Raw genomic sequence first — 18,399 nt, 5'->3', positions numbered from 1 at the left:
CGCCGGGCGTACGGTGCGAGCGCCCATCTCGACGGGGGTCGGGGTGGGCGCTCGGCCGTTCTCACCGACGGATCGTCATCGTCTCCACCGGCCGGGACGCGGCCCGCAGCGCGGCGACCCGGCGTTCCCGCGGCGGCCCGGCGAGCAGGTGCCCGGCGGCGGCCAGCAGGCCCAGCCCGCCCACCACCAGCCAGTGCCGTTCGCCGAGCCGCTCCAGGCTGAGCCCGCCGAGCGCCGGCGCCACGAAGGACGCCGCCGGGAACGTCAGGTAGAACACCGACTGGTAGCGGGCGCGCAGCTCCGGCGGAGCGAGGTCCGCGTTGATCTGCGCGTTCGGTGGCGCGGCGAGCATCTGTCCGGCCGTCCAGACCACCGCCGCGCCGAGATAGAGCGGCAGCCCGTCGGCGACGGTCAGCGCGCCGAAGCCGAGCGCCATCAGCCCGGTCGAGACGGCCAGCACGGTCGAGCGGCGGTACGGCTCGATCAGCCGTGGCACGAAGAGCTGCCCGGCCACGATCAGTGCCCCGCCGAGCGCCACCACCAGCCCGTACGCGGACGGGCGCAGGCCGTCCGCGCGCATCGCCAGCGGCATGATCGTCGACGTCTGCATGGTCAGCACGGCCAGCAGGAACGTCAGCCCGACGAAGGCGAGGAAGGTGCGGTCGGTCAGCGCGGTGTGCAGCCCGGGTCGCCGCCCCACCACCGCCTCCGGGGCCACCGCCGGGCGGTGGCGCAGTGTCTCCGGCACGGTGAGCGCGATCACCGCGGCCGCCGCCACAGTGGCCCCGGCGTCGACCAGGAACAGCGCCCGGAAGCTCGCCTCGGCGAGCACCCCGGCCAGCAGGGAGGCGACCGCCATGCCCAGGTTGAACGCCCAGAACTGGAGGTTGAACGCGCGGGACCGGCGGGCCTCCGGCACCACGTCCACGATGGCCGCCACGAACGCCGGACCCGGCATCGAGTGCGCCACCCCGACCAGCGTGGCCAGCACGGCGATCACCGCCAGGTGCCGGCTGAACGCCAGCGCGGCCATCAGCCCGGCGGCGCTGAGGTGGGCGGCGAGCAGGGTGGCCCGCCGGCCCCAGCGGTCGGCCAGGACGCCGCCGAGCAGCGTGCCGGCCGCGCCGCCGATCCCGTACGCGCCGACGACGAGCCCGGCCAGCGACGGCGGGGCACCCCGCGCGGCGGTGAGGTAGAGCGACAGGAAGAGCAGCGCGAACGCGCCGGCCCGGTTGATCAGCAGACCGGACCAGAGGTACCAGAAGGTGGCGGGCAGCCCGCCCGCCGTGTCGTCCCACCAGCGCCGCAGGGCCTGCACCCGTCCTCCAGGAAGGTTTCCTTACTGATGCGCCCTCGGTACCGTACCCAGCCGGTCGGCGTACTCAGGAACCGGCCCGGACCGGCTCGGCGGGGGACGCCGCCGCGGCCTCGGCCGCCTCCGGCGCCGGGGTGCGGGCCAGGGTGACCGGCGCGACCGGGGTGCCGGCGGCGCGGAGCTGGGCGGCCCGTCGTTCCCGGGCCGGGCCGGAGACCAGGTGGGTGATCGCGGTCAGCACGCCGATCGCGGCGCAGGCCAGCCACAGCGCGGTGTTGCCGGCCTGCTCCCGGAGCAGGCCGCCGAGGATCGGCGCGCTGGCGCCGGCGAGCTGCCAGGAGAGGGAGAACACGCCCTGGTAGCGACCGCGCAGCGCGGCCGGCGACAACTCCGCGATCAGGGTGGCGTTGGAGGGCGAGTTGAGCATCTCGCCGAGCGTCCAGATCAGCACCGTGAGGCCGTAGAGCCAGACCGTGTCCGCGAACGCGGTCAGCCCGAAGCCGACGCCCATGATCAGCGCGGCCAGCGCCAGCACGTGCGACCGGCTGCGGCCGGAGATGAGCCGGGGCACGAAGAGCTGCCCGATCACGATGAGTACGCCGTTGAGCGCGATGACCGAGCCGTAGGTGGCCGGGCTGAGCCCGGAGTCGCCCATGGCGATCGGCAGCATCGAGATGTGCTGGAGGAAGACCAGCGCGGCGAACAGGTTGAGCGCCACGAAGCCGAGGAAGACCCGGTCCCGGAGGATGGTGCGCAACGCGCCGGCCGGGGCCGCCGCCCCCTTGGTGACCACGGCGACCGGCGCGGTCCGGGTCTCCTTGACCCGGGTGAAGATGATCAGCGCGGTGACCAGCGTGGTGCTCGCGTCCACCAGGAACAGCAGCAGGTAGCCGGCCTCGGCAGCGAGCCCGGCCAGCACGGCGGCGCAGGCGAAGCCGAGGTTGATCGCCCAGTAGTTGAGCGAGAACGCGCGGAGCCGGTCCTTTTCCGGCACCACGTCGACCATCATCGCGCCGAACGCCGGGCGGGCCGCCTCGGCGAACGCGCCGAGCAGCAGCGCGCCCACGGCCACCGCCCAGAGTGGCCGGGCCAGGCCGAGCCCGACCATCATGGTGGCCGCGCCGAGGTGCGCGGTGAGCAGCGTGGGCCGCCGCCCCCAGCGGTCGGTGAGGGTGCCGCCGACGGTGGTGCCGATCGCGCCGCCGACGCCCCAGAGGCCGATCACCAGGCCGGCCTGGACCGCCGAGAAGCCGCGCTCCCGGGTCAGGTAGATGGCGAGGAAGATCAGCACGAACGAGCCGAGCCGGTTGATCAGCGTGCCGGTCCAGAGGTACCAGAAGGAACGCGGCAAGCCGCCCGCCGTGTCCCGGAACCAGCCCCGTACCGTCCGCATCCCCGACGCCCCCGTTGGTAATGACCGATCAAACTCAGATGCCTTACAACCTAGTGGCCTGCCGGAACGCCGGTCACCCGCATTTCCACGTGGTGGTCGTCACCACCGGTCCCCGCGTGTCCGCCGGGCCGGTACGGCAGGATGATCCGCATGACTGCGAGCGAAGGGCCCACCATCGGGACGCTGGTCCTGCTGCGGCACGGCGAGAGCGACTGGAACGCCAAGAACCTCTTCACCGGCTGGGTGGATGTCGACCTGACCGAGAAGGGCGAGACCGAGGCGCGGCGCGGCGGCGCACTGCTCCGTGAGCACGACCTGCTGCCGGACGTGGTGCACACCAGCCTGCTGCGCCGGGCGATCCGCACCGCCGAGCTGGCGCTGAACGCCGCCGACCGGCACTGGATCGCGGTACGCCGGTCGTGGCGGCTCAACGAGCGCCACTACGGCGCGCTCCAGGGCAAGGACAAGAAGCAGACCCTGGACGAGTACGGCGAGGAGCAGTTCATGCTCTGGCGTCGGTCGTACGACACGCCGCCGCCGCCGATCGACGACAACGACGAGTGGTCGCAGGTCGGCGACCCCCGGTACGCGCTGCTGCCGCACGAGCTGATGCCGCGCACCGAGTGCCTCAAGGACGTCGTCGACCGGATGCTGCCCTACTGGTACGACTCGATCGTGCCGGACATCCTGGCCGGCCGGACGGTGCTGGTGGCGGCGCACGGCAACTCGCTGCGCGCGCTGGTCAAGCACCTCGACCAGATCTCCGACGAGGCGATCGCCAAGCTGAACATCCCAACCGGCATCCCGCTGCGCTACGACCTGGACGCCAACCTGCGCCCCCAGGTGCTCGGCGGCACCTACCTGGACCCCGAGGCCGCCAAGGCGGCTGCCGCCGCGGTAGCCAACCAGGGCCGCTGAGCACTTGATGTAAGGCGGGGCCCCTTCTTAACGCTTGCGGTAGAGGAGGGGCCCCTTCTTAACACTCCCCTGTTAAAAAGGGGCCCCTCCTTGCCCCGGGGCCGGGCGGGTCAGGCCGACGACGATCCGGTGATCAGGTAGACCACGTGCTCGCCGGCGTTCACCGCGTGGTCGGCGAAGCGCTCGTAGAAGCGGCCCAGCAGGGTCGCGTCGATCGCGGTCTCCACCCCGTACGGCCAGTCGTCGCCGAGCAGCACGCCGAACAGGCTCTTGTGCAGGTCGTCCATCGCGTCGTCGTCGCGGTCCAGCTCGGCGGCGACGTCCGCGTCGGGCTTGGCCAGCACCGCGCCGATCTTCTCGGCCATCCGGTCGGCGATGCCGGCCATGTCGGTGAAGACCGGCCGCAGCTCGGCCGGCACCGCCGGGGAGGGATGCCGGCGCAACGCCGTCTTCGCCACGTGGTCGGCCAGGTCGCCCATCCGCTCCAGGTCGGCGGCCACGTGCAGGGCGGTGATCATGGCCCGCAGGTCGGAGGCGACCGGGGCCTGCCGCGCCAGCAGGTCGCAGACCCGCTCCTCGACGTGCTTGTAGAGATCGTCGATCTCGGCATCCCGCGCGATCACCGTCTCGGCCGCCACGCGGTCCGCGGTGAGCAGCCCTCTGGTGGCCTGCCGCATGGCCGCGCGCACCGCCTCGGCCATGTCCACCAGCAGTTGGCTGACAATCTGCAGGTCGGCCCGGAACTCGTCGCGCATCGTCACTTCCTTCGGGTACGGCATGAGCAGGTGCGCGCCCCACGGTAGGCCGGACGGTCGGCACCAGGGTGAACGCGGATGAACGACGCGGGACCCGCGGGTGAACATTCCCGGAAGCGAGAGTGATTCGTCCCCTTGTGACCGATCCCAGGGTTAACAATGACCCTACGATCGCCGGGTGGAGTGGGCAGTGGCCATCGCGGTGGCCTTGGCGCTGGTGACCGGGCTGGTCGCCGGTTCGCTGCTGTCCGGATCCGTGGAGGAATGGCGGCGCCGCCGGGCGTCGCGGGGCGGCGGGCCCACCCGCCGTGACGCAGGGAGGCCGACGATTCCGGACGAAGCGCAGGGGGGCCTCTCCGGGCTCGGCCGCAAGACGATCGACTCGTTGCGCGCCGGCGTGGTGGTGCTCGACCCCGACGACGTGCCGGTGCTGGTGAACCCGGCGGCCCGCGCGATGGGCCTGCTCCGGGCCGGGGCGACGCCGGGGTCGATCGCGGCGCACCCGCTGATCCGTACCCTCGCCGGCCAGGTCCGCCGCACGGGCGTGCGTCGCGAGATCGAGCTGGACCTGCCCCGGGGCCGCGACAGCGCCGGCGACAACCCGCTCGGTGTGCACCTGCGCGCCATGGGGCTCGGCTCGGGCTACGTCTCGATCGAAGCGGTCGACGTCACCGAGTCGCACCGCCTGGCCCGGGTCCGTCGCGACTTCGTGGCCAACGTGAGCCACGAGCTGAAGACCCCGATCGGCGCGCTCCAACTGCTCGCCGAGGCGCTGGTGGACGCGACCGAACCGGCCGCCGCCGACGGGCCCGACCTGTCCGAGGACCTGATCGCCGCGCGGCGGTTCGCCGAGCGGATCCAGCACGAGTCGACCCGGCTCGGCCGGCTGGTGCAGGAGCTGCTGGAGCTGACCCGGCTCCAGGGCGCCGAACCCCAACCCGCACCCGAACCGGTCTCCCTCGACTGGGTGCTCGCCGAGGTCGTCGACCGGACCCGCACCGCGGCCACCGCCCGCCGGGTGGAGATCGTCGTGGCCGGGCAGCGGGGCCTGACCGCGTACGGGAGCGACAGCCAGCTCGCCACCGCGGTGGCGAACCTGGTGGAGAACGCGGTCACCTACTCGGCCGAGGACACCACGGTCCGGGTGACCACGCGGGGCACCGAAGAACACGTCGAGATCGCGGTGGCCGACCAGGGCATCGGCATCGCCCCGAACGACGTCGACCGGATCTTCGAACGCTTCTACCGCGCCGACCAGGCCCGCTCCCGGGCGACCGGTGGCACCGGTCTGGGGCTGGCCATCGTCAAACACATCGCCAGCAACCATGGCGGCCGGGTGGATGTGTCGAGCACCCTTGGTGGGGGCTCGACGTTCACTCTCCGGCTGCCTGCCCGCCCCCCGGACGACCTGGAGGCGACACTCGCCTCCGCTGGGATCGAGGCCGGCCCGGCCGAGCTCCGGCAGGTCTGACCACAGGAAAGGAAACACCCGTTGAGCCGCGTACTGGTGGTCGAGGACGAGGAGTCGTTCTCCGACGCCCTGTCCTACATGCTCCGCAAGGAGGGTTTCGAGGTCTCCGTCGCCGCGACCGGCACCTCCGCCCTCACCGAGTTCGACCGGACCGGCGCCGACATCGTGCTGCTCGACCTGATGCTGCCGGAGATGTCGGGCACCGAGGTCTGCCGGCAGCTCCGCCAGCGGTCGCACGTCCCGATCATCATGGTCACCGCCCGGGACAGCGAGATCGACAAGGTGGTCGGCCTGGAGATCGGCGCCGACGACTACGTGACCAAGCCGTACTCGCCGCGTGAGCTGGTCGCCCGGATACGGGCGGTGCTGCGCCGGCAGAGCACCGAGGCGAACGAGTCGGGCGCACCGACCCTGGCCGCCGGCCCGGTCCGGATGGACATCGAGCGGCACGTGGTGACCGTGGAGGGCGCGAGCGTCCAGCTCCCGCTCAAGGAGTTCGAGCTGCTGGAGCTGCTGCTGCGCAACGCCGGTCGGGTGCTCACCCGGGGTCAGCTCATCGACCGCGTCTGGGGCGCCGACTACGTGGGCGACACCAAGACGCTGGACGTGCACGTCAAGCGTCTGCGCTCCAAGATCGAGCCAGAGCCGTCCACCCCGCGTTACATCGTCACGGTCCGGGGCCTGGGCTACAAGTTCGAGCCCTGACCCGCCCCACCCCACCGCCCCGCCGCCCTGTCTGCGTCGATCATGAAGTTGGCGCCGACAAATCGGACCCCACGCCCAGTCAACTTCATGATCGCTGGGGGCTGGGGGCTGGGGGCTGGGGGCTGGGGGCTGGGGGCTGGGGGCTGGGGCTGGTCGGCCAGGTGTCCGGAGGGCCGCGCTGGGGGTGCCTTCAGCGGGTGGAACGTCATGGGTGTCTGGAGGGCCCTGAGACACCCATGGCGTTCCACTCGCGGGGTGGGTGGGCGGTGGGTGGAACGGTATGGGTGTCTGGACGGCGCTGAGACACCCATGGCGTTCCACTCGCGGTGGTGGTGGGCGGTGGGTGGAACGGTATGGGTGGTGTTCCGCTGAGTGTGCCGGGTGGGTGGTTTGTCCGGGTCGGGGTGGTGGGCGGCACTCTGGCGGTGGAATGGGTCGGGGGGTCGCGGCGTTGTATCCCGGTGCACGACCGAGGAAGGCAAGCGCCCCCGCGCGCCGATCCCGCCCCGGGAATGACGGTGGGCCCCCGGTCGTTGCAGAGTCTTCCGGCGCCGCGTCGAGGCCCCGCGCTTCCGCGAGCCAGCCGGATCCCCCAAGAGCGCCTGACGGTGCCCGCACCCATCCCCGGGTGTGTTGACCCCCGAATGGAGCCCCCACCATGAACACGATCCTGCGTAAGAGCATCCTGGGTGTTGCTGGTCTGGCCTTCACCGGTGGTGTGTTCGCCGGTCCGATCGCCGGGCACGTCGACGCCGCGCACGCCGCCACGGCTGGCAAGCCGGTAGCGGTCGCGAGTGTGCAGGGTGAGCAGTCGACGATCAGCCTGAACGGCGAGCAGACCGCGAACGCCAAGGCGATCATCGCGGCGACGAAGAAGGCCGGCCTGCCGGAGCGGGCGGCGGTCATCTCGATCGCGACGAGCCTGCAGGAGTCGAAGTTGGAGAACCTGGGTCACCTCGGCGACCGCAACGATCACGACTCGTTGGGTCTGTTCCAGCAGCGCCCGTCCAGTGGGTGGGGCACGCCGGAGCAGATCACCGACCCGGAGTACTCGACCCTGGCGTTCCTGAAGGGTCTGAAGCAGGTCGACGGCTGGCAGGACATGCCGCTGACCAAGGCTGCCCAGACCGTGCAGGTGTCGGCCTACCCGGACGCGTACGCGCAGTGGGAGAAGCAGGCCACCGACCTCGTCAACCAGCACTGGAACAGCTAAGAAGCGTGAAGGTCGGCACCCCGAACCCGGGGTGCCGGCCTTCGGCGTCTCTACTCGCTGGCCGGGTGGGGCGCGATCTGCCCCTGACGCAGGCGGGCGGCGCACAGCTCGGCCAGCTTCGCGTACGCGGGTGCGCCGATCAGCGCGGTCAGTTCCGGCCCGTAGGAGACGTACATCGGCTCGGCGCCGACGTGCGCGTCGGTGGAGGAGGTGCACCACCAGTCCAGGTCGTGCCCGCCCGCGCCCCAGCCGCGCCTGTCGAACTCGGCCAGCGTGGAGATCAGCACCTTGGTGTTGTCCGGCCGGTCGTGCCACTCCTGGTCCCGGCGGACCGGCAGTTGCCAGCAGACGTCGGGCTTGTATTCCAGCGGGTGCACGCCGTCGCGCAGTGCCTGGGCGTGCAGGGCGCACCCGCCGCCGGCGGGGAAGTCGGCGTCGTTGAGGAACACGCACGGTGCGTCCACGTCCCGGGTGGCGGTGCGCCGGGCCGGCGTCTTGCCGTCGACCGTGTCGTTCTCGGTCCAGTTCTTGAAGCCGCGGCGGAAGTGCTGCCAGGTCTCCGGCGTGAGTCGCTTGACCGCGGCCCGCACCCGCTTCTCGTCGTCGGAGTCGGTGAAGAACGCGCCGTGCGAGCAGCACCCGTCGGCGGCCCGCCCGGCGACGATGCCGTGGCAGCCCTTGCCGAAGATGCACGTCCAGCGGGAGAGCAGCCAGGTCAGGTCGGCCCGGACGAGGTGCTTCGGGTCGGCCGGGTCGGCGAACTCGATCCACTCGCGGGGAAAGTCCAGCCCGACCTCGCGGCTGCGCGGGTCGGCCGGGTCGTCCACCAGCACGTGAAGCTCGATCTGCCCTGTCACCCGGACCAGCGTACGCGCGCTCTCCCCGCGCGGCCGGCGAGCCGACGAAACGTGTTGCCCCTAGGGTCTTTCCCATGCGACTGGGTGTCCTCGACGTCGGTTCCAACACGGTGCATCTGCTGGTGGTCGACGCCCACCACGGTGCGCATCCCTGGCCGGCGCACTCCGAGAAGGTGGTGCTGCGGCTGGCCGAGCAGATCGGCCCGGACGGCGCGTTGACCGACGCCGGCTCGGACGGGCTGGTCAAGGCGGTCGGCATGGCGCGGGCGGCGGCCGACGGGCTGGGCGCCGAGGACCTGCTGGCGTTCGCGACCAGCGCGGTCCGGGACGCCACCAACGCCGGTGAGGTGCTGGCCCGGGTCCGGGACGAGACCGGCGTACGCCTGGAGGTGCTCTCCGGCGCGGACGAGGCGCGGATGACGTTCCTCGCGGTGCGGCGGTGGTTCGGGTGGTCCGCCGGTCGGCTGTTGGCGATGGACATCGGCGGCGGCTCGTTGGAGCTGGCCGCCGGCATCGACGAGCATCCGGACGTCGCGGTCTCGCTGCCGCTCGGCGCGGGCCGGCTCAGCCGGGAGCGGCTGGCGGTCGATCCGGCCGGCCTGATGCCGCCGTCCGCCGAGGCCGTGGAGGAGCTGCGGGAGTACGTGGACGCGCAGCTCGACCCGGTGGTGAAGCAGTTGACCGAGGTGGGCTGGGAGCGTCCGGTGGCGACCTCGAAGACGTTCCGCACGTTGGCCCGGCTGGCCGGCGCCGCGCCGTCCGGCGCCGGTCTCTGGGCCCGGCGCAGCCTGACCCGTACCGGGCTGCGGCAGGTTCTCGGGTTCGTCCGGCACATCCCGCCGACCCACCTGCCCGAGCTGGAGGGGGTCAGCGCGCAGCGGGCCCACCAGCTCCTCGCGGGCGCGGTGGTGGCCGAGGCGGTGATGCGCCGGCTCGACGTCGACAGCCTGGACATCTGCCCCTGGGCGTTGCGCGAGGGGGTCATCCTGCGCCGGCTGGATCAGCTCGCGCCGATGTGATCCCGGCGGTCGCTCTGGGCGCTTTGCGGGTGCTCGTCCCGATGCCTCCTGGCGGGTGCGGCTACGCTGAGGGTTGTGACTTCCCGCGTCCCGGTGCTCCTGTCCACGTCCTCGGTCTTTCCCGAGCGGACCGCGGCGGCGTTCCAGCTCGCCGCCGCGCTCGGGTACGACGGCGTCGAGGTGATGGTCTGGACCGACCCGGTGAGCCAGGACGCGGGCGCGCTGCGCGGCCTCTCCGAGCACTACGGCATTCCGGTGCTCTCGGTGCACGCACCCTGCCTGCTGGTCACCCAGCGGGTGTGGAGCGCCGACCCGTGGGAGCGGCTGCGCAAGGCCGCCGAGCTGGCCGAGACGCTCGAGGCGCCGACAGTGGTGGTGCATCCGCCGTTCACCTGGCAGCGTGACTACGCACGTACGTTCGGCGACGGCCTCGGCGCCATCGCCGGGCAGTTCGGCGGTCTCCGCTTCGCGGTGGAGAACATGTTCCCGGTGCGGATGGCCGGCCGGCAGTTCGTGCCGTACGTCCCGGGCTGGGATCCGACCGACACCGGCTACGCCTCCTACACGCTGGACCTGTCGCACTGCGCGGCCTCGCACACCGACGCGCTGGCCATGGCTGACCGGATGGGCGCCGGGCTGGCGCACGTGCACCTGGGCGACGGCACCGGCGAGGGGCGGGACGAGCACCTGGTGCCCGGCCGGGGCGGCCAGCCCTGCGCGGAGCTGCTCCGTTCGCTGGCCGGGCGCGGCTTCACCGGTTCGGTAGCGGTGGAGGTGACCACCCGGGGCGCGAAGAGCCGCGCGGTCCGTGAGGCGGATCTGCGCGAGGCGCTGGAGTTCGCCCGCGCGAACCTGACCGCGCCCTCCCCGGTCGACGCCTGACCGGCGGGGCCGGCGTCACCGACACGCGCCGCGACCGGCACCCGGTCCCGGCGGCCCGGAACCGGCCGCCGGCCTCGGGTCAGCTGACCGGGGCGAGCGGCTGGGTCGGCACCGGCTGCTCGCCGACCGCGGCCCGCTTGCGGGCCCGGTGCGCCGCCACGTGCGAGCGGGTCGCGCAGCGCTCCGAGCAGAACCGCCGGCAGCAGTTGGACGAGGTGTCCAGGTAGACGTTGCCGCAGCGCTCGTCCGCGCAGACGCCGAACCGGGCGCTGCCGTACTCGCAGAGCCAGACCGACAGGCCCCAGACGGCGCCGGCGAGGTATTCGGCGGAGACGGAGGCGCCCCGGCTGGTCACGTGCATGTGCCAGTCGGAGGAGTCGTGCCCGGAGATGCGGGGCTGCACGGGGAACGCCTCCAGCAGCGCGTTCAGCTCGGTCACCGCGTCGGCGTCCCGACCCGAGGTGCCGTACTCGAAGACGTCCCGGAGGCGCTTCTGCGCCCGCCGGAAGATCGCCAGGTCCCGCTCCGCGACCTCGTCGCGCATCCAGGCGTTCTCGTCCGGGAAGAGGGCCCGCAGGCCGTCCAGGTCGTCCAGCCGGGCGTTGACGAGCTCGACCCCGGTCCGGGCGTACGCGTCGAAGTTCACGGGACCAACGGTAGACGACTCAGCGCGGACGCGGCGCGTCGATGTAGTGGGGTAGAAACCGCGCGTAACCGTCTGTGATGAGGCTCTCGCTTTCGCGTACGCCCACGCCGGCCGACCCGCCGTCCACGACCCAGCTTCCGAGCACCACGTGGTTGCCGTCGAACTGGGGCAATGCGCGGAACTCCTGGAAGCAGAAGCCCTCGTCGCCGTAGATCCCCGGATTGGTGATCTCGGTGCCGCCGGTCACGATGCGTACCGAGCCGCCCTCGCGGCCGAGCAGCGGCTTGGCCACGTACTCGGTCATCTGACGGGGCGAGTCCAGGTATGCCGGCAGCAGCAGCTCGTGCCCCGGGTACAGCTCCCAGAGCACGGCCAGCAGCGCCTTGTTGGACAGCAGCAGCTTCCAGGCCGGCTCGATCCAGGTGGTCGGCGTGCCCGGGTCCAGCGCCGGTGGCCCGTACGGCTCGGCGAGCATCCACTCCCAGGGGTAGAGCTTGAAGCAGGTGGTGATCGGCCGGTCGTCGGCGTCGACGAAACGCCGCCCGTCCCAGCCGACCCGCTGGATCGGCATGAGCGTCACGTCCAGCCCCGCCTGGCGGGCCGTCTCGGCGAGGTAACCGGCGGTGATCTGGTCCTCGCCGGACTCCTCCTCGGACGACCAGAGCACGTGCACCCGCGGGTCGTGCAGCCCGGCGCCGATCTTGGCCCACGCGCCGACCAGCCGTTCGTGCAGGCTGTTCCACTGGTCCGCGTCCGGGTGGGTGTGCTCCAGCCAGTACCACTGCACGATGCTGGCCTCGACCAGCGCGGTCGGGGTGTCCGCGTTGTACTCCAGCATCTTCGGCGGCCAGCTGCCGTCGTACCAGAGGTCGAAACGGCCGTAGAGCGTCGGCGGGGCCTCCCGCAGTGAACGCGCGACCGCCTCGGCGGCCCACTCCGGGATGCCGAACTCGGCGTGGCGGCGGCGGGCCACCACGTGCTCGGCGGCGGCCACCGACATCCGGTGCAGCTCCTCGGTCGCCTCCTCCAGCCGGAGCACCTCGTCCAGCGTGAACGCGTACGCCGCGGTCTCGTCCCAGTACGACATGATCTCGCCGTCGGGCAGCTCGGTGTCCACGTACACCAGGCCCTGGGCCCGGATGGTGTCGTCCCAGTCGGGGCGCGGCGGGCTGGCCTCGCGGCGCACGTCAGCCGCCGCAGGAGGCGAGGAAGGTGCCGAAGCCGCCCCGGTCGGGCAGCGCGGCGGTGGGCGGGGCGGCGTCGCCGCGCGCGGCGGCCGGCGCGGGGACCCGCAGCGCCACCGCGACGGTGTCGCCGCCCCCGCCGGCCGGCCCGAGGGCGCAGTCGTCATCGTCGTCGTCGTAGCCGTTGTTGCAGCCGGAGAGCGCGAGCGCCAGCGCGGTCAGCGCACCGAGCTGCACGGTGGCGGAGCGGAGCCGGCGGCGGGGGTGTCGTTCCACGTGAACGTTGTAGCCGATCGCCGCCACTTCGGGTACCCGGCGGAGGGTCGGGGGCGGGGGTTACGCTCGGCTCATGCTCCGTTCCGTCATCCTCGCCGCCTCCCGGTCATCCCAGGTGGAGCGGCTCGTCGCGACGGCCCCGTTCACCCGGGACGTCGTCCGCCGGTTCGTCGCCGGCGCCGGCACCGACGACGCGCTGCGCGCGACCCGCGCACTCGTCGCCGACGGCCAAACGGTCACCCTCGACTACCTGGGCGAGGACACCACCACCCCGGAGCAGGCAACCGCCACCCGGGACGAATACCTCACCCTGCTGCGCCTGCTCGGCGCCGCCGGCCTCACCCCGGCCGCCGAGGTCAGCGTGAAGCTCTCCGCGCTCGGCCAGGCGTTCGACGAGCAGTTCGCGTACGACAACGCGCGGCAGATCTGCGTGGCGGCCGACGCGGCCGGCACCACTGTCACGCTGGACATGGAGGACCACACCACCACCGACTCGACCCTGGACGTGCTGGCCAAGCTGCGCAAGGACCACCCGTCGACCGGCGCGGTGCTCCAGGCGTACCTGCGACGGACCGAGTCGGACTGCCGCGAGCTGGCCGCCGCCGGGTCCCGGGTACGGCTGTGCAAGGGCGCGTACAAGGAGCCGGAGTCGGTGGCCTACCAGTCCGCCCGCGAGGTGGACAAGTCGTACGTGCGCTGCATGAACGTGCTGATGGCCGGCGACGGCTACCCGATGCTCGCCACCCACGACCCGCGCCTGATCGCCATCGGCGAGGACCGGGCGCGCTGGTTCGACCGCGACCCGGGCCGGTTCGAGTTCCAGATGCTCTACGGCATCCGGCCGGAGGAGCAGCAGCGCCTGGTCGGCGAGGGCTACACGGTGCGCACCTACGTCCCCTACGGCGACCAGTGGTACGGCTACCTGATGCGCCGGCTGGCCGAGCGCCCGGCCAACCTGGCGTTCTTCGGCCGCGCGGTGATGTCGAAGAAGTGAGTCAGTCGTTCGACCAGACCCGGGTGGCGAGCACGAGGCGGTAGCCGTCCGGGTCGGCGAACGCGACCCCCCACCTGTCCCAGTACGGGCCGGCGGAGACCCTGGTCCCGCCGGCCCGTTCCAGTCTGGTCACCAGCGCCTCCTCGACCGGCCCGTCCAGGTAGAGCACGAACAGGTCCGCCGCGTCGGGCCGCGGGTCGACGGTCAGCGCCGCACCGCCGAACAGCTCCAGGTGCCAGCCGGCGCCGGGGAGACCGAGCATGACCAGGTCGTATTCGCCCGGGCGCTCGGGCGCGCCCCGGTAGAGCACGTCCAAGCCCAGGCCGTCGGCCCAGAACCGGACGGCGGCGGCCAGGTCGCGGCTGGGCCGCGCCAGGCGTACGTGGGTGTCGGCGGAGATCGGCATACCGGCGATGGTGCGACCTCACGTCGGCTTGAGGTCAAGCCTTGACGCGACAAGCTAACAGCATTAGCTTTACGGCTATGACAGTTAGCCAGGTGGTGCGGGACGGCGGGACCATCGCGTACGAGGTGCACGGCTCCGGCCCCCTCGTGGTGCTCGCGCACGGCATGGGGGAGAACCGGGCGGCCTTCCGACACCTGACGCCGCTCCTGGTGGCGGCCGGCTACCGGGTCGCCTCGATCGACGTACGCGGGCACGGCGATTCCAGCCCGCACTGGCCCACGTACGCCCCGGCCGAGGTCGGCGGCGACCTGCTCGCCGTGGTGCGGGAGCTGGACGGCGGGCCCGCCACGCTGGTCGGCAGCTCGTCCAGCGGGGCGGGCGTGGTCTTCGCCGCCGCCGACGCGCCCGAACTGGTCAGCGGCATCGTGCAGATCGGCCCGTTCGTCGGCCAGCCGAAGCCGAACCCGGTGATGCGGGCCCTCCAGGCCGCCGTGCTGCGCAGCCCACGGCTGTTCGGGATGTTCCACCGCACGCTCTTCCCCTGCGGGCGGCCGGCCGACGACGCCGCGTACCGGAAGGAACTGGTCGCCAAGCTGCGCGGCCGGATGGACGCGGTGCGCGGCGTGGTCGCGCCGGTCGACCCGCACTGGACCGCGCGGGCCCGCGAGGTGCGGCAGCCGGTGCTGGTGCTGATGGGCACGAAGGACCCCGACTTCCCCGACCCCGGCGCCGAGGCGCGCGCCGCCCGCCGGCAGTTCGCCGTCGCCGAAGCACGCATGATCGCCGACTCCGGCCACTACCCGCACGCCGACCGGCCCGACGCCACCGCCGCCGACCTGGTCGAGTTCCTGGCGGTGACCGCGCGTGCCTAGGGCCGGCCTGACCCCGGCGACGGTGGTCCGGGAGGCCGCCGTGCTGGCCGACGAGGTGGGCCACGACCGGCTCACCCTGGCCGCGCTCGCCGGCCGCCTCGGCGTCGCGCTGCCCAGCCTCTACAAGCACGTGCGGGGCGTGGACGCGCTGCACCAGAAGCTCGCCGTGCTCGCCACCACCGAGCTCGCCGACGTGCTGACCAGCGCCGCCGCGGGCCGGGCCGGCGACGACGCGTTGCGCGCCGTCGCCACCGCCTACCGGGCGTACGCCCACCGCCACCCCGGCCGCTACCCGGCCACCCAGCGGGCGCCCGACCCGACCGACCCGGAGCACCTGGCCGCCGCCGAACGCGCGGTCAGCGCGATCTTCGCGATCCTGCGCGGGTACGGCGTCGCCGGGGACGCGGCCGTCGACGCCACCCGGATGTTCCGGGCCACCGTGCACGGCTTCGTCACGCTGGAGGCGGCGGGTGGATTCGGGCTGCCCCGCGACGTCGACCGCTCGTTCGACCGGATGATCGACGGGCTCGACCTCGCGTACCGCGGCTGGCGGCCCCGATGACGGCCGGGTCGGGTCCCGTCCCTCCCCGCGGGCGGTCCGGTGAGGAGCGGGCCGGGTTCGTCGGTGCGGGCGGGCGGTCCGGTGAGGGGTGGTCCGGGTCGGGCGGGCCTGGGCGGGCGGCGCTGCTGGTTGTCATCTTCCTGCTGGAGTTGGCGCTGCTGGCCGCGGCCGGCTTCTGGGGCTTCACCCTCGATGCGGGTTGGCCGGTACGGCTGCTCGCCGGCCTGGGCGCCCCGCTGATCCTGGCCGTGGTCTGGGGGCTGTTCTGCTCGCCCCGCGCCACCGTGCCGCTGCCCGCCCCGGTCAAGCTGGGTGTCCAGGCCGCCTGCTTCCTCACCGGCGGAGTGCTGCTGACCCTGACGGGCCACCTCCTTGCGGGCGCGGCGCTCGTGCTCCTCTGGTCCCTCACCCAGACGCTCCTGACCAGCGCCAAAACCCCCATCTGACCGCCGTCCACCGCGGATCTCGGTGGGTTCCCACGGATCTTGGAAGCGGAGGGCCCCGATGAGGGCCATTTCCTTCCAAGATCTGGTACGCGACGCGAGCGAAGGGATTACTCGCAGGACTCTTTCCCGGAACGCCCGATTGGTCGTACCCTTCGCCGGTGACCGACGGCGACGAGAAGCCCTCCGGCCGGGCAGCCGACGGCGACGAGCCACGCGCCGGGAACGACGGTGCGGGGCAGCGCCCACACGTCGATGTCGACGAGGTGTCGCCGCCTCCGGCGCCGGCAGCCGAGACTCCGACGGACGGCCCGTCCCCGTCGCCGCCGGACCCGGTCACCCCTCGACCGACCGCGTCCAGCCCGCCGGCGGTGGCCGCAGGCCCGAGCCCGACCGTGTCCGGCCCGCCGTCGGTGGCCGTAGGCCCGAGCCCGACCGCGTCCGAGCCGAGTGAGGCCGGCGGCCCCGGCACGAGCCCGGTCGTGGCCTCCGGGGCGGGTGCATCCGGCAACGCCGTGACGGCGGCCCTGCCCGTGCCCGGCGCGGCCGAGCCGGCCGAGAAGCCGGACGCCCCGGAGCCGAGCCCGATCCCAGCCCCGACACCGCCTGCCCCAGCACCGCCTGCCCCGGCACTGCCTGCCCCGGCACTGCCTGCCCCGGCACCGCCTGCCCCGGCACTGCCTGCCCCGGCACCGCCTGCGCCGACTCTGGCCGCATCAGCACCGAGCGCGCCGGCATCGACCGCATCAGCACCGAGCGCGCCGGCACCGAGCGCGCCGGCATCGACCGCGCCGGCACCGAGCGCGCCGGCATCGACCGCGCCGGCACCGAGCGCGCCGGCACCGACCGCGCCGGCACCGAGCGCGCCGGCACCGAGCGCGCCGGCACCGACCGCATCAGCACCGAGCGCGCCGGCATCGACCGCATCAGCACCGAGCGCGCCGGCACCGAGCGCGCCGACATCAAGCACGCCGGCACCGACCGCATCAGCACCGACCGCATCAGCACCGAGCGCGCCGGCACCGACCGCATCAGCACCGAGCGCGCCGGCACCGAGCACGCCGGCACCGAGCACGCCGGCACCGACCGCATCGGCGTCGGGCGGGGCCGTGCCGGATGTGGCCCTGCCCGCACCGCTCACCCGGGCGGCGGCGCAGGTGTCCGTACCCGCCGCACCCGCACCGACCGGGACGGCGGTGAAGCGGCGGCGGTGGCCGCTCTGGACCGTGCTCGGGCTGGCGCTGGGGCTGGTCGCGGGCGCGGTGCCGGGCGTACTCCTGCGGCAGTTGGCGCCGGACGCGGCCGGGCGGCCGGCGGCGGGCCGGGAGTTGCCCGGTACGGCGGCCGAGCGGCAGCTCGCCGCGCGGATGGTCGCGCAGCTCGACCGGCAGGGCGGTGCGCTGCTGCGCGGCGACCGGGCCGGTTTCCTCGCCGTGGCGGAGTCGAGCGCGCGGCCGGCGCTCACCCGGCGGTACGCGGCGCTGCGGGCGCTCCGGGTCACCGCGTGGCGGCCCACCACCGAGCGGGTGCCGGTGGCGGTGGACGGGCTGCCCGGTCAGTGGCGGCTGACCGTGACTGTGGGTTACTGCTTCGTGGTGCCGGGCTGCGCGCCGAGCACGGCGGAGCTGGGCACCCGGTGGCGGCTGGTGGGGGAGGAGCCACGGCTGATGGCGGTGGAACCGTCCCGGACGGACCCGACCGGCGTACGCCCGTGGGAGGTGGACGACCTGGCCGTGGCGGTCGGGAAACGCGCGCTGGTGGCCACCACCCCGGCCCAGCGGGCCAAGCTGCCCGGCCTGCTCGCCCAGGCCGAGGCCGCCGCCCGGGCCGCCGACCGGTACGCGGTCGGCCCGCCGCCGGACCGGTACCTGGTCTACTACGCCGGTCGGGCCGAGTGGCAGCGCTGGTACGGCGGTGGCCGGCCGAAGTGGACCGCCGGCTACGCGGTGGGCGTCGGGGGTGGCCGCCACGACGTCGTGCTCAACGCGCAAAGCCTCGCCCCGGCCGGCGTCGACGACCTGCTCCGGCACGAGTTGACGCACGCCGCCTCGCTGCCCGACCAGGGCTACGCGGACCACGCGGACTGGTGGCTGGTGGAGGGGCTGGCCGAGTACGCCGGCGCGGACGGCCAGCCGGTGGACCGCTACGAGGGGCTGGCCGAGGTGCGCAGGCTGGTTCGCGGCAGGTGGTCCGGCCGGCTGGACGCGGTGGCGCCGGCCGACGACGCGACCGACGACCGGGTCGGCGGCGCTTACGGCGTCGGGTACCTGGCGGTGCGCCACCTGGTCGACAGGTACGGCGAGCGGCGGGTGCTGGACTTCTTCCGGGCCGTGGTGCACCAGCGCCGCTCCCCGGACGAGGCCGCCGACGAGGTGTTCGGCGACCCGTGGCCGGCGCTGCACGACGACTGCGTCGCCTACGTCCGGGCGGCCGCCGGCTGAGACGGCGACCCGCTGCGCCCAGGCGTCGACACCGGTCGACGGGTCGT

General features: G+C 73.5%; 20 protein-coding genes. 11 read left to right on the top strand and 9 right to left on the bottom strand.

Annotated features, from left to right (window positions below; all coding sequences use genetic code 11):
• Nucleotides 1-61 precede the first annotated feature (61 nt).
• Both ACH495_RS08360 and ACH495_RS08355 read right to left on the bottom strand, forming a co-directional pair.
• A complete protein-coding gene (locus ACH495_RS08360; RefSeq protein ID WP_396857030.1) occupies nt 62-1,318 on the bottom strand; it encodes an MFS transporter in 1,257 nt (418 codons plus the stop codon).
• 64 nt (nt 1,319-1,382) lie between these two features.
• Complete coding sequence (locus ACH495_RS08355) at nt 1,383-2,708, bottom strand: MDR family MFS transporter (RefSeq protein ID WP_396857029.1); 1,326 nt, start codon at nt 2,706-2,708, stop codon at nt 1,383-1,385.
• Nucleotides 2,709-2,858: 150 nt separating this feature from the next.
• On the opposite strand from ACH495_RS08355, the gene ACH495_RS08350 reads away from it, so the two are divergent.
• Nucleotides 2,859-3,626 carry a phosphoglyceromutase gene (locus ACH495_RS08350; RefSeq protein ID WP_396857028.1) on the top strand — a complete coding sequence of 256 codons (768 nt, stop codon included), beginning with the start codon at nt 2,859-2,861 and terminating at the stop codon, nt 3,624-3,626.
• A 110-nt stretch (nt 3,627-3,736) separates the two neighbouring features.
• Here ACH495_RS08350 and phoU read toward each other — a convergent pair whose 3' ends face one another.
• Complete coding sequence (phoU, locus tag ACH495_RS08345; protein ID WP_396857027.1) at nt 3,737-4,381, bottom strand: phosphate signaling complex protein PhoU; 645 nt, start codon at nt 4,379-4,381, stop codon at nt 3,737-3,739.
• Nucleotides 4,382-4,559: 178 nt separating this feature from the next.
• Here phoU and ACH495_RS08340 point away from each other — a divergent pair, with 178 nt between their 5' ends.
• The 3 genes from ACH495_RS08340 (at nt 4,560) to ACH495_RS08330 (ending at nt 7,770) form a co-directional block, all read left to right on the top strand.
• Nucleotides 4,560-5,852, top strand: coding sequence for a sensor histidine kinase (locus ACH495_RS08340; RefSeq protein ID WP_396857026.1), 1,293 nt, complete (start codon nt 4,560-4,562; stop codon nt 5,850-5,852).
• A 21-nt stretch (nt 5,853-5,873) separates the two neighbouring features.
• Nucleotides 5,874-6,557, top strand: a complete 684-nt coding sequence (locus ACH495_RS08335; RefSeq protein ID WP_396857025.1) for a response regulator transcription factor — start codon at nt 5,874-5,876, stop codon at nt 6,555-6,557.
• A gap of 658 nt (nt 6,558-7,215) precedes the next feature.
• A complete protein-coding gene (locus ACH495_RS08330; RefSeq protein WP_396857024.1) occupies nt 7,216-7,770 on the top strand; it encodes a hypothetical protein in 555 nt (184 codons plus the stop codon).
• Nucleotides 7,771-7,820: 50 nt separating this feature from the next.
• On the opposite strand, the gene ACH495_RS08325 is transcribed toward ACH495_RS08330, so the two are convergent.
• On the bottom strand, nt 7,821-8,627 hold the full coding sequence (locus ACH495_RS08325) for a hypothetical protein (RefSeq protein WP_396857023.1): 807 nt from the start codon (nt 8,625-8,627) through the stop codon (nt 7,821-7,823).
• A gap of 74 nt (nt 8,628-8,701) precedes the next feature.
• Here ACH495_RS08325 and ACH495_RS08320 point away from each other — a divergent pair, with 74 nt between their 5' ends.
• Nucleotides 8,702-9,646, top strand: coding sequence for a Ppx/GppA phosphatase family protein (locus ACH495_RS08320; RefSeq protein ID WP_396857022.1), 945 nt, complete (start codon nt 8,702-8,704; stop codon nt 9,644-9,646).
• Nucleotides 9,647-9,721: 75 nt separating this feature from the next.
• Nucleotides 9,722-10,528, top strand: coding sequence for a sugar phosphate isomerase/epimerase family protein (locus tag ACH495_RS08315; protein ID WP_396857021.1), 807 nt, complete (start codon nt 9,722-9,724; stop codon nt 10,526-10,528).
• Between the two features lie 79 nt (nt 10,529-10,607).
• On the opposite strand, the gene ACH495_RS08310 is transcribed toward ACH495_RS08315, so the two are convergent.
• From ACH495_RS08310 to ACH495_RS08300, 3 genes are read right to left on the bottom strand one after another with little or no spacing between them, the layout of a single operon-like run.
• Nucleotides 10,608-11,174: a CGNR zinc finger domain-containing protein gene (locus ACH495_RS08310; protein WP_396857020.1), complete on the bottom strand. Its 567-nt coding sequence runs from the start codon at nt 11,172-11,174 to the stop codon at nt 10,608-10,610.
• 19 nt (nt 11,175-11,193) lie between these two features.
• Nucleotides 11,194-12,360: a glutathionylspermidine synthase family protein gene (locus tag ACH495_RS08305; protein WP_396857019.1), complete on the bottom strand. Its 1,167-nt coding sequence runs from the start codon at nt 12,358-12,360 to the stop codon at nt 11,194-11,196.
• Between the two features lies 1 nt (nt 12,361).
• Nucleotides 12,362-12,634, bottom strand: coding sequence for a hypothetical protein (locus ACH495_RS08300; RefSeq protein WP_396857018.1), 273 nt, complete (start codon nt 12,632-12,634; stop codon nt 12,362-12,364).
• A 73-nt stretch (nt 12,635-12,707) separates the two neighbouring features.
• Here ACH495_RS08300 and ACH495_RS08295 point away from each other — a divergent pair, with 73 nt between their 5' ends.
• On the top strand, nt 12,708-13,628 hold the full coding sequence (locus ACH495_RS08295; RefSeq protein WP_396857017.1) for a proline dehydrogenase family protein: 921 nt from the start codon (nt 12,708-12,710) through the stop codon (nt 13,626-13,628).
• A gap of 1 nt (nt 13,629) precedes the next feature.
• Here ACH495_RS08295 and ACH495_RS08290 read toward each other — a convergent pair whose 3' ends face one another.
• Nucleotides 13,630-14,034, bottom strand: a complete 405-nt coding sequence (locus ACH495_RS08290) for a VOC family protein (RefSeq protein ID WP_396857016.1) — start codon at nt 14,032-14,034, stop codon at nt 13,630-13,632.
• A 77-nt stretch (nt 14,035-14,111) separates the two neighbouring features.
• Between ACH495_RS08290 and ACH495_RS08285 the strand changes: the two genes are divergently transcribed.
• Genes ACH495_RS08285 through ACH495_RS08275 form a run of 3 tightly spaced genes read left to right on the top strand, consistent with a single transcriptional unit; the run spans nt 14,112 to nt 15,914 of the window.
• Nucleotides 14,112-14,906 (top strand): alpha/beta fold hydrolase, encoded by a 795-nt coding sequence (locus ACH495_RS08285; protein ID WP_396857015.1) that lies wholly within the window; start codon nt 14,112-14,114, stop codon nt 14,904-14,906.
• Nucleotides 14,899-15,468, top strand: a complete 570-nt coding sequence (locus ACH495_RS08280) for a TetR/AcrR family transcriptional regulator (RefSeq protein ID WP_396857014.1) — start codon at nt 14,899-14,901, stop codon at nt 15,466-15,468. Before ACH495_RS08285 ends, ACH495_RS08280 begins: the two co-directional genes overlap by 8 nt.
• Nucleotides 15,465-15,914, top strand: a complete 450-nt coding sequence (locus tag ACH495_RS08275; RefSeq protein WP_396857013.1) for a YrdB family protein — start codon at nt 15,465-15,467, stop codon at nt 15,912-15,914. Before ACH495_RS08280 ends, ACH495_RS08275 begins: the two co-directional genes overlap by 4 nt.
• Here the strand turns inward: ACH495_RS08275 and ACH495_RS08270 are convergent.
• Nucleotides 15,874-16,986: a hypothetical protein gene (locus tag ACH495_RS08270; protein WP_396857012.1), complete on the bottom strand. Its 1,113-nt coding sequence runs from the start codon at nt 16,984-16,986 to the stop codon at nt 15,874-15,876. The genes ACH495_RS08275 and ACH495_RS08270 overlap by 41 nt on opposite strands.
• 34 nt (nt 16,987-17,020) lie before the next feature.
• Here ACH495_RS08270 and ACH495_RS08265 point away from each other — a divergent pair, with 34 nt between their 5' ends.
• Nucleotides 17,021-18,352, top strand: coding sequence for a hypothetical protein (locus ACH495_RS08265; protein WP_396857011.1), 1,332 nt, complete (start codon nt 17,021-17,023; stop codon nt 18,350-18,352).
• Nucleotides 18,353-18,399: the final 47 nt, after the last annotated feature.

Origin of the sequence: Micromonospora sp. NPDC018662, from assembly GCF_044391475.1 — a bacterium.
Taxonomy (GTDB): domain Bacteria; phylum Actinomycetota; class Actinomycetes; order Mycobacteriales; family Micromonosporaceae; genus Micromonospora.
The sequence above is the reverse complement of the archived record's forward strand: the minus strand, read 5'-3'. Positions and strand labels throughout refer to the sequence as shown.

Coding starts and splice junctions, on each gene's coding strand:
- ACH495_RS08355 (WP_396857029.1), bottom strand. CDS start 2,708: ATGCGGACGGTACGGGGCTGGTTCCGGGACACGGCGGGCGGCTTGCCG.
- ACH495_RS08350 (WP_396857028.1), top strand. CDS start 2,859: ATGACTGCGAGCGAAGGGCCCACCATCGGGACGCTGGTCCTGCTGCGG.
- phoU (WP_396857027.1), bottom strand. CDS start 4,381: ATGCGCGACGAGTTCCGGGCCGACCTGCAGATTGTCAGCCAACTGCTG.
- ACH495_RS08330 (WP_396857024.1), top strand. CDS start 7,216: ATGAACACGATCCTGCGTAAGAGCATCCTGGGTGTTGCTGGTCTGGCC.
- ACH495_RS08320 (WP_396857022.1), top strand. CDS start 8,702: ATGCGACTGGGTGTCCTCGACGTCGGTTCCAACACGGTGCATCTGCTG.
- ACH495_RS08295 (WP_396857017.1), top strand. CDS start 12,708: ATGCTCCGTTCCGTCATCCTCGCCGCCTCCCGGTCATCCCAGGTGGAG.
- ACH495_RS08290 (WP_396857016.1), bottom strand. CDS start 14,034: ATGCCGATCTCCGCCGACACCCACGTACGCCTGGCGCGGCCCAGCCGC.
- ACH495_RS08285 (WP_396857015.1), top strand. CDS start 14,112: ATGACAGTTAGCCAGGTGGTGCGGGACGGCGGGACCATCGCGTACGAG.
- ACH495_RS08275 (WP_396857013.1), top strand. CDS start 15,465: ATGACGGCCGGGTCGGGTCCCGTCCCTCCCCGCGGGCGGTCCGGTGAG.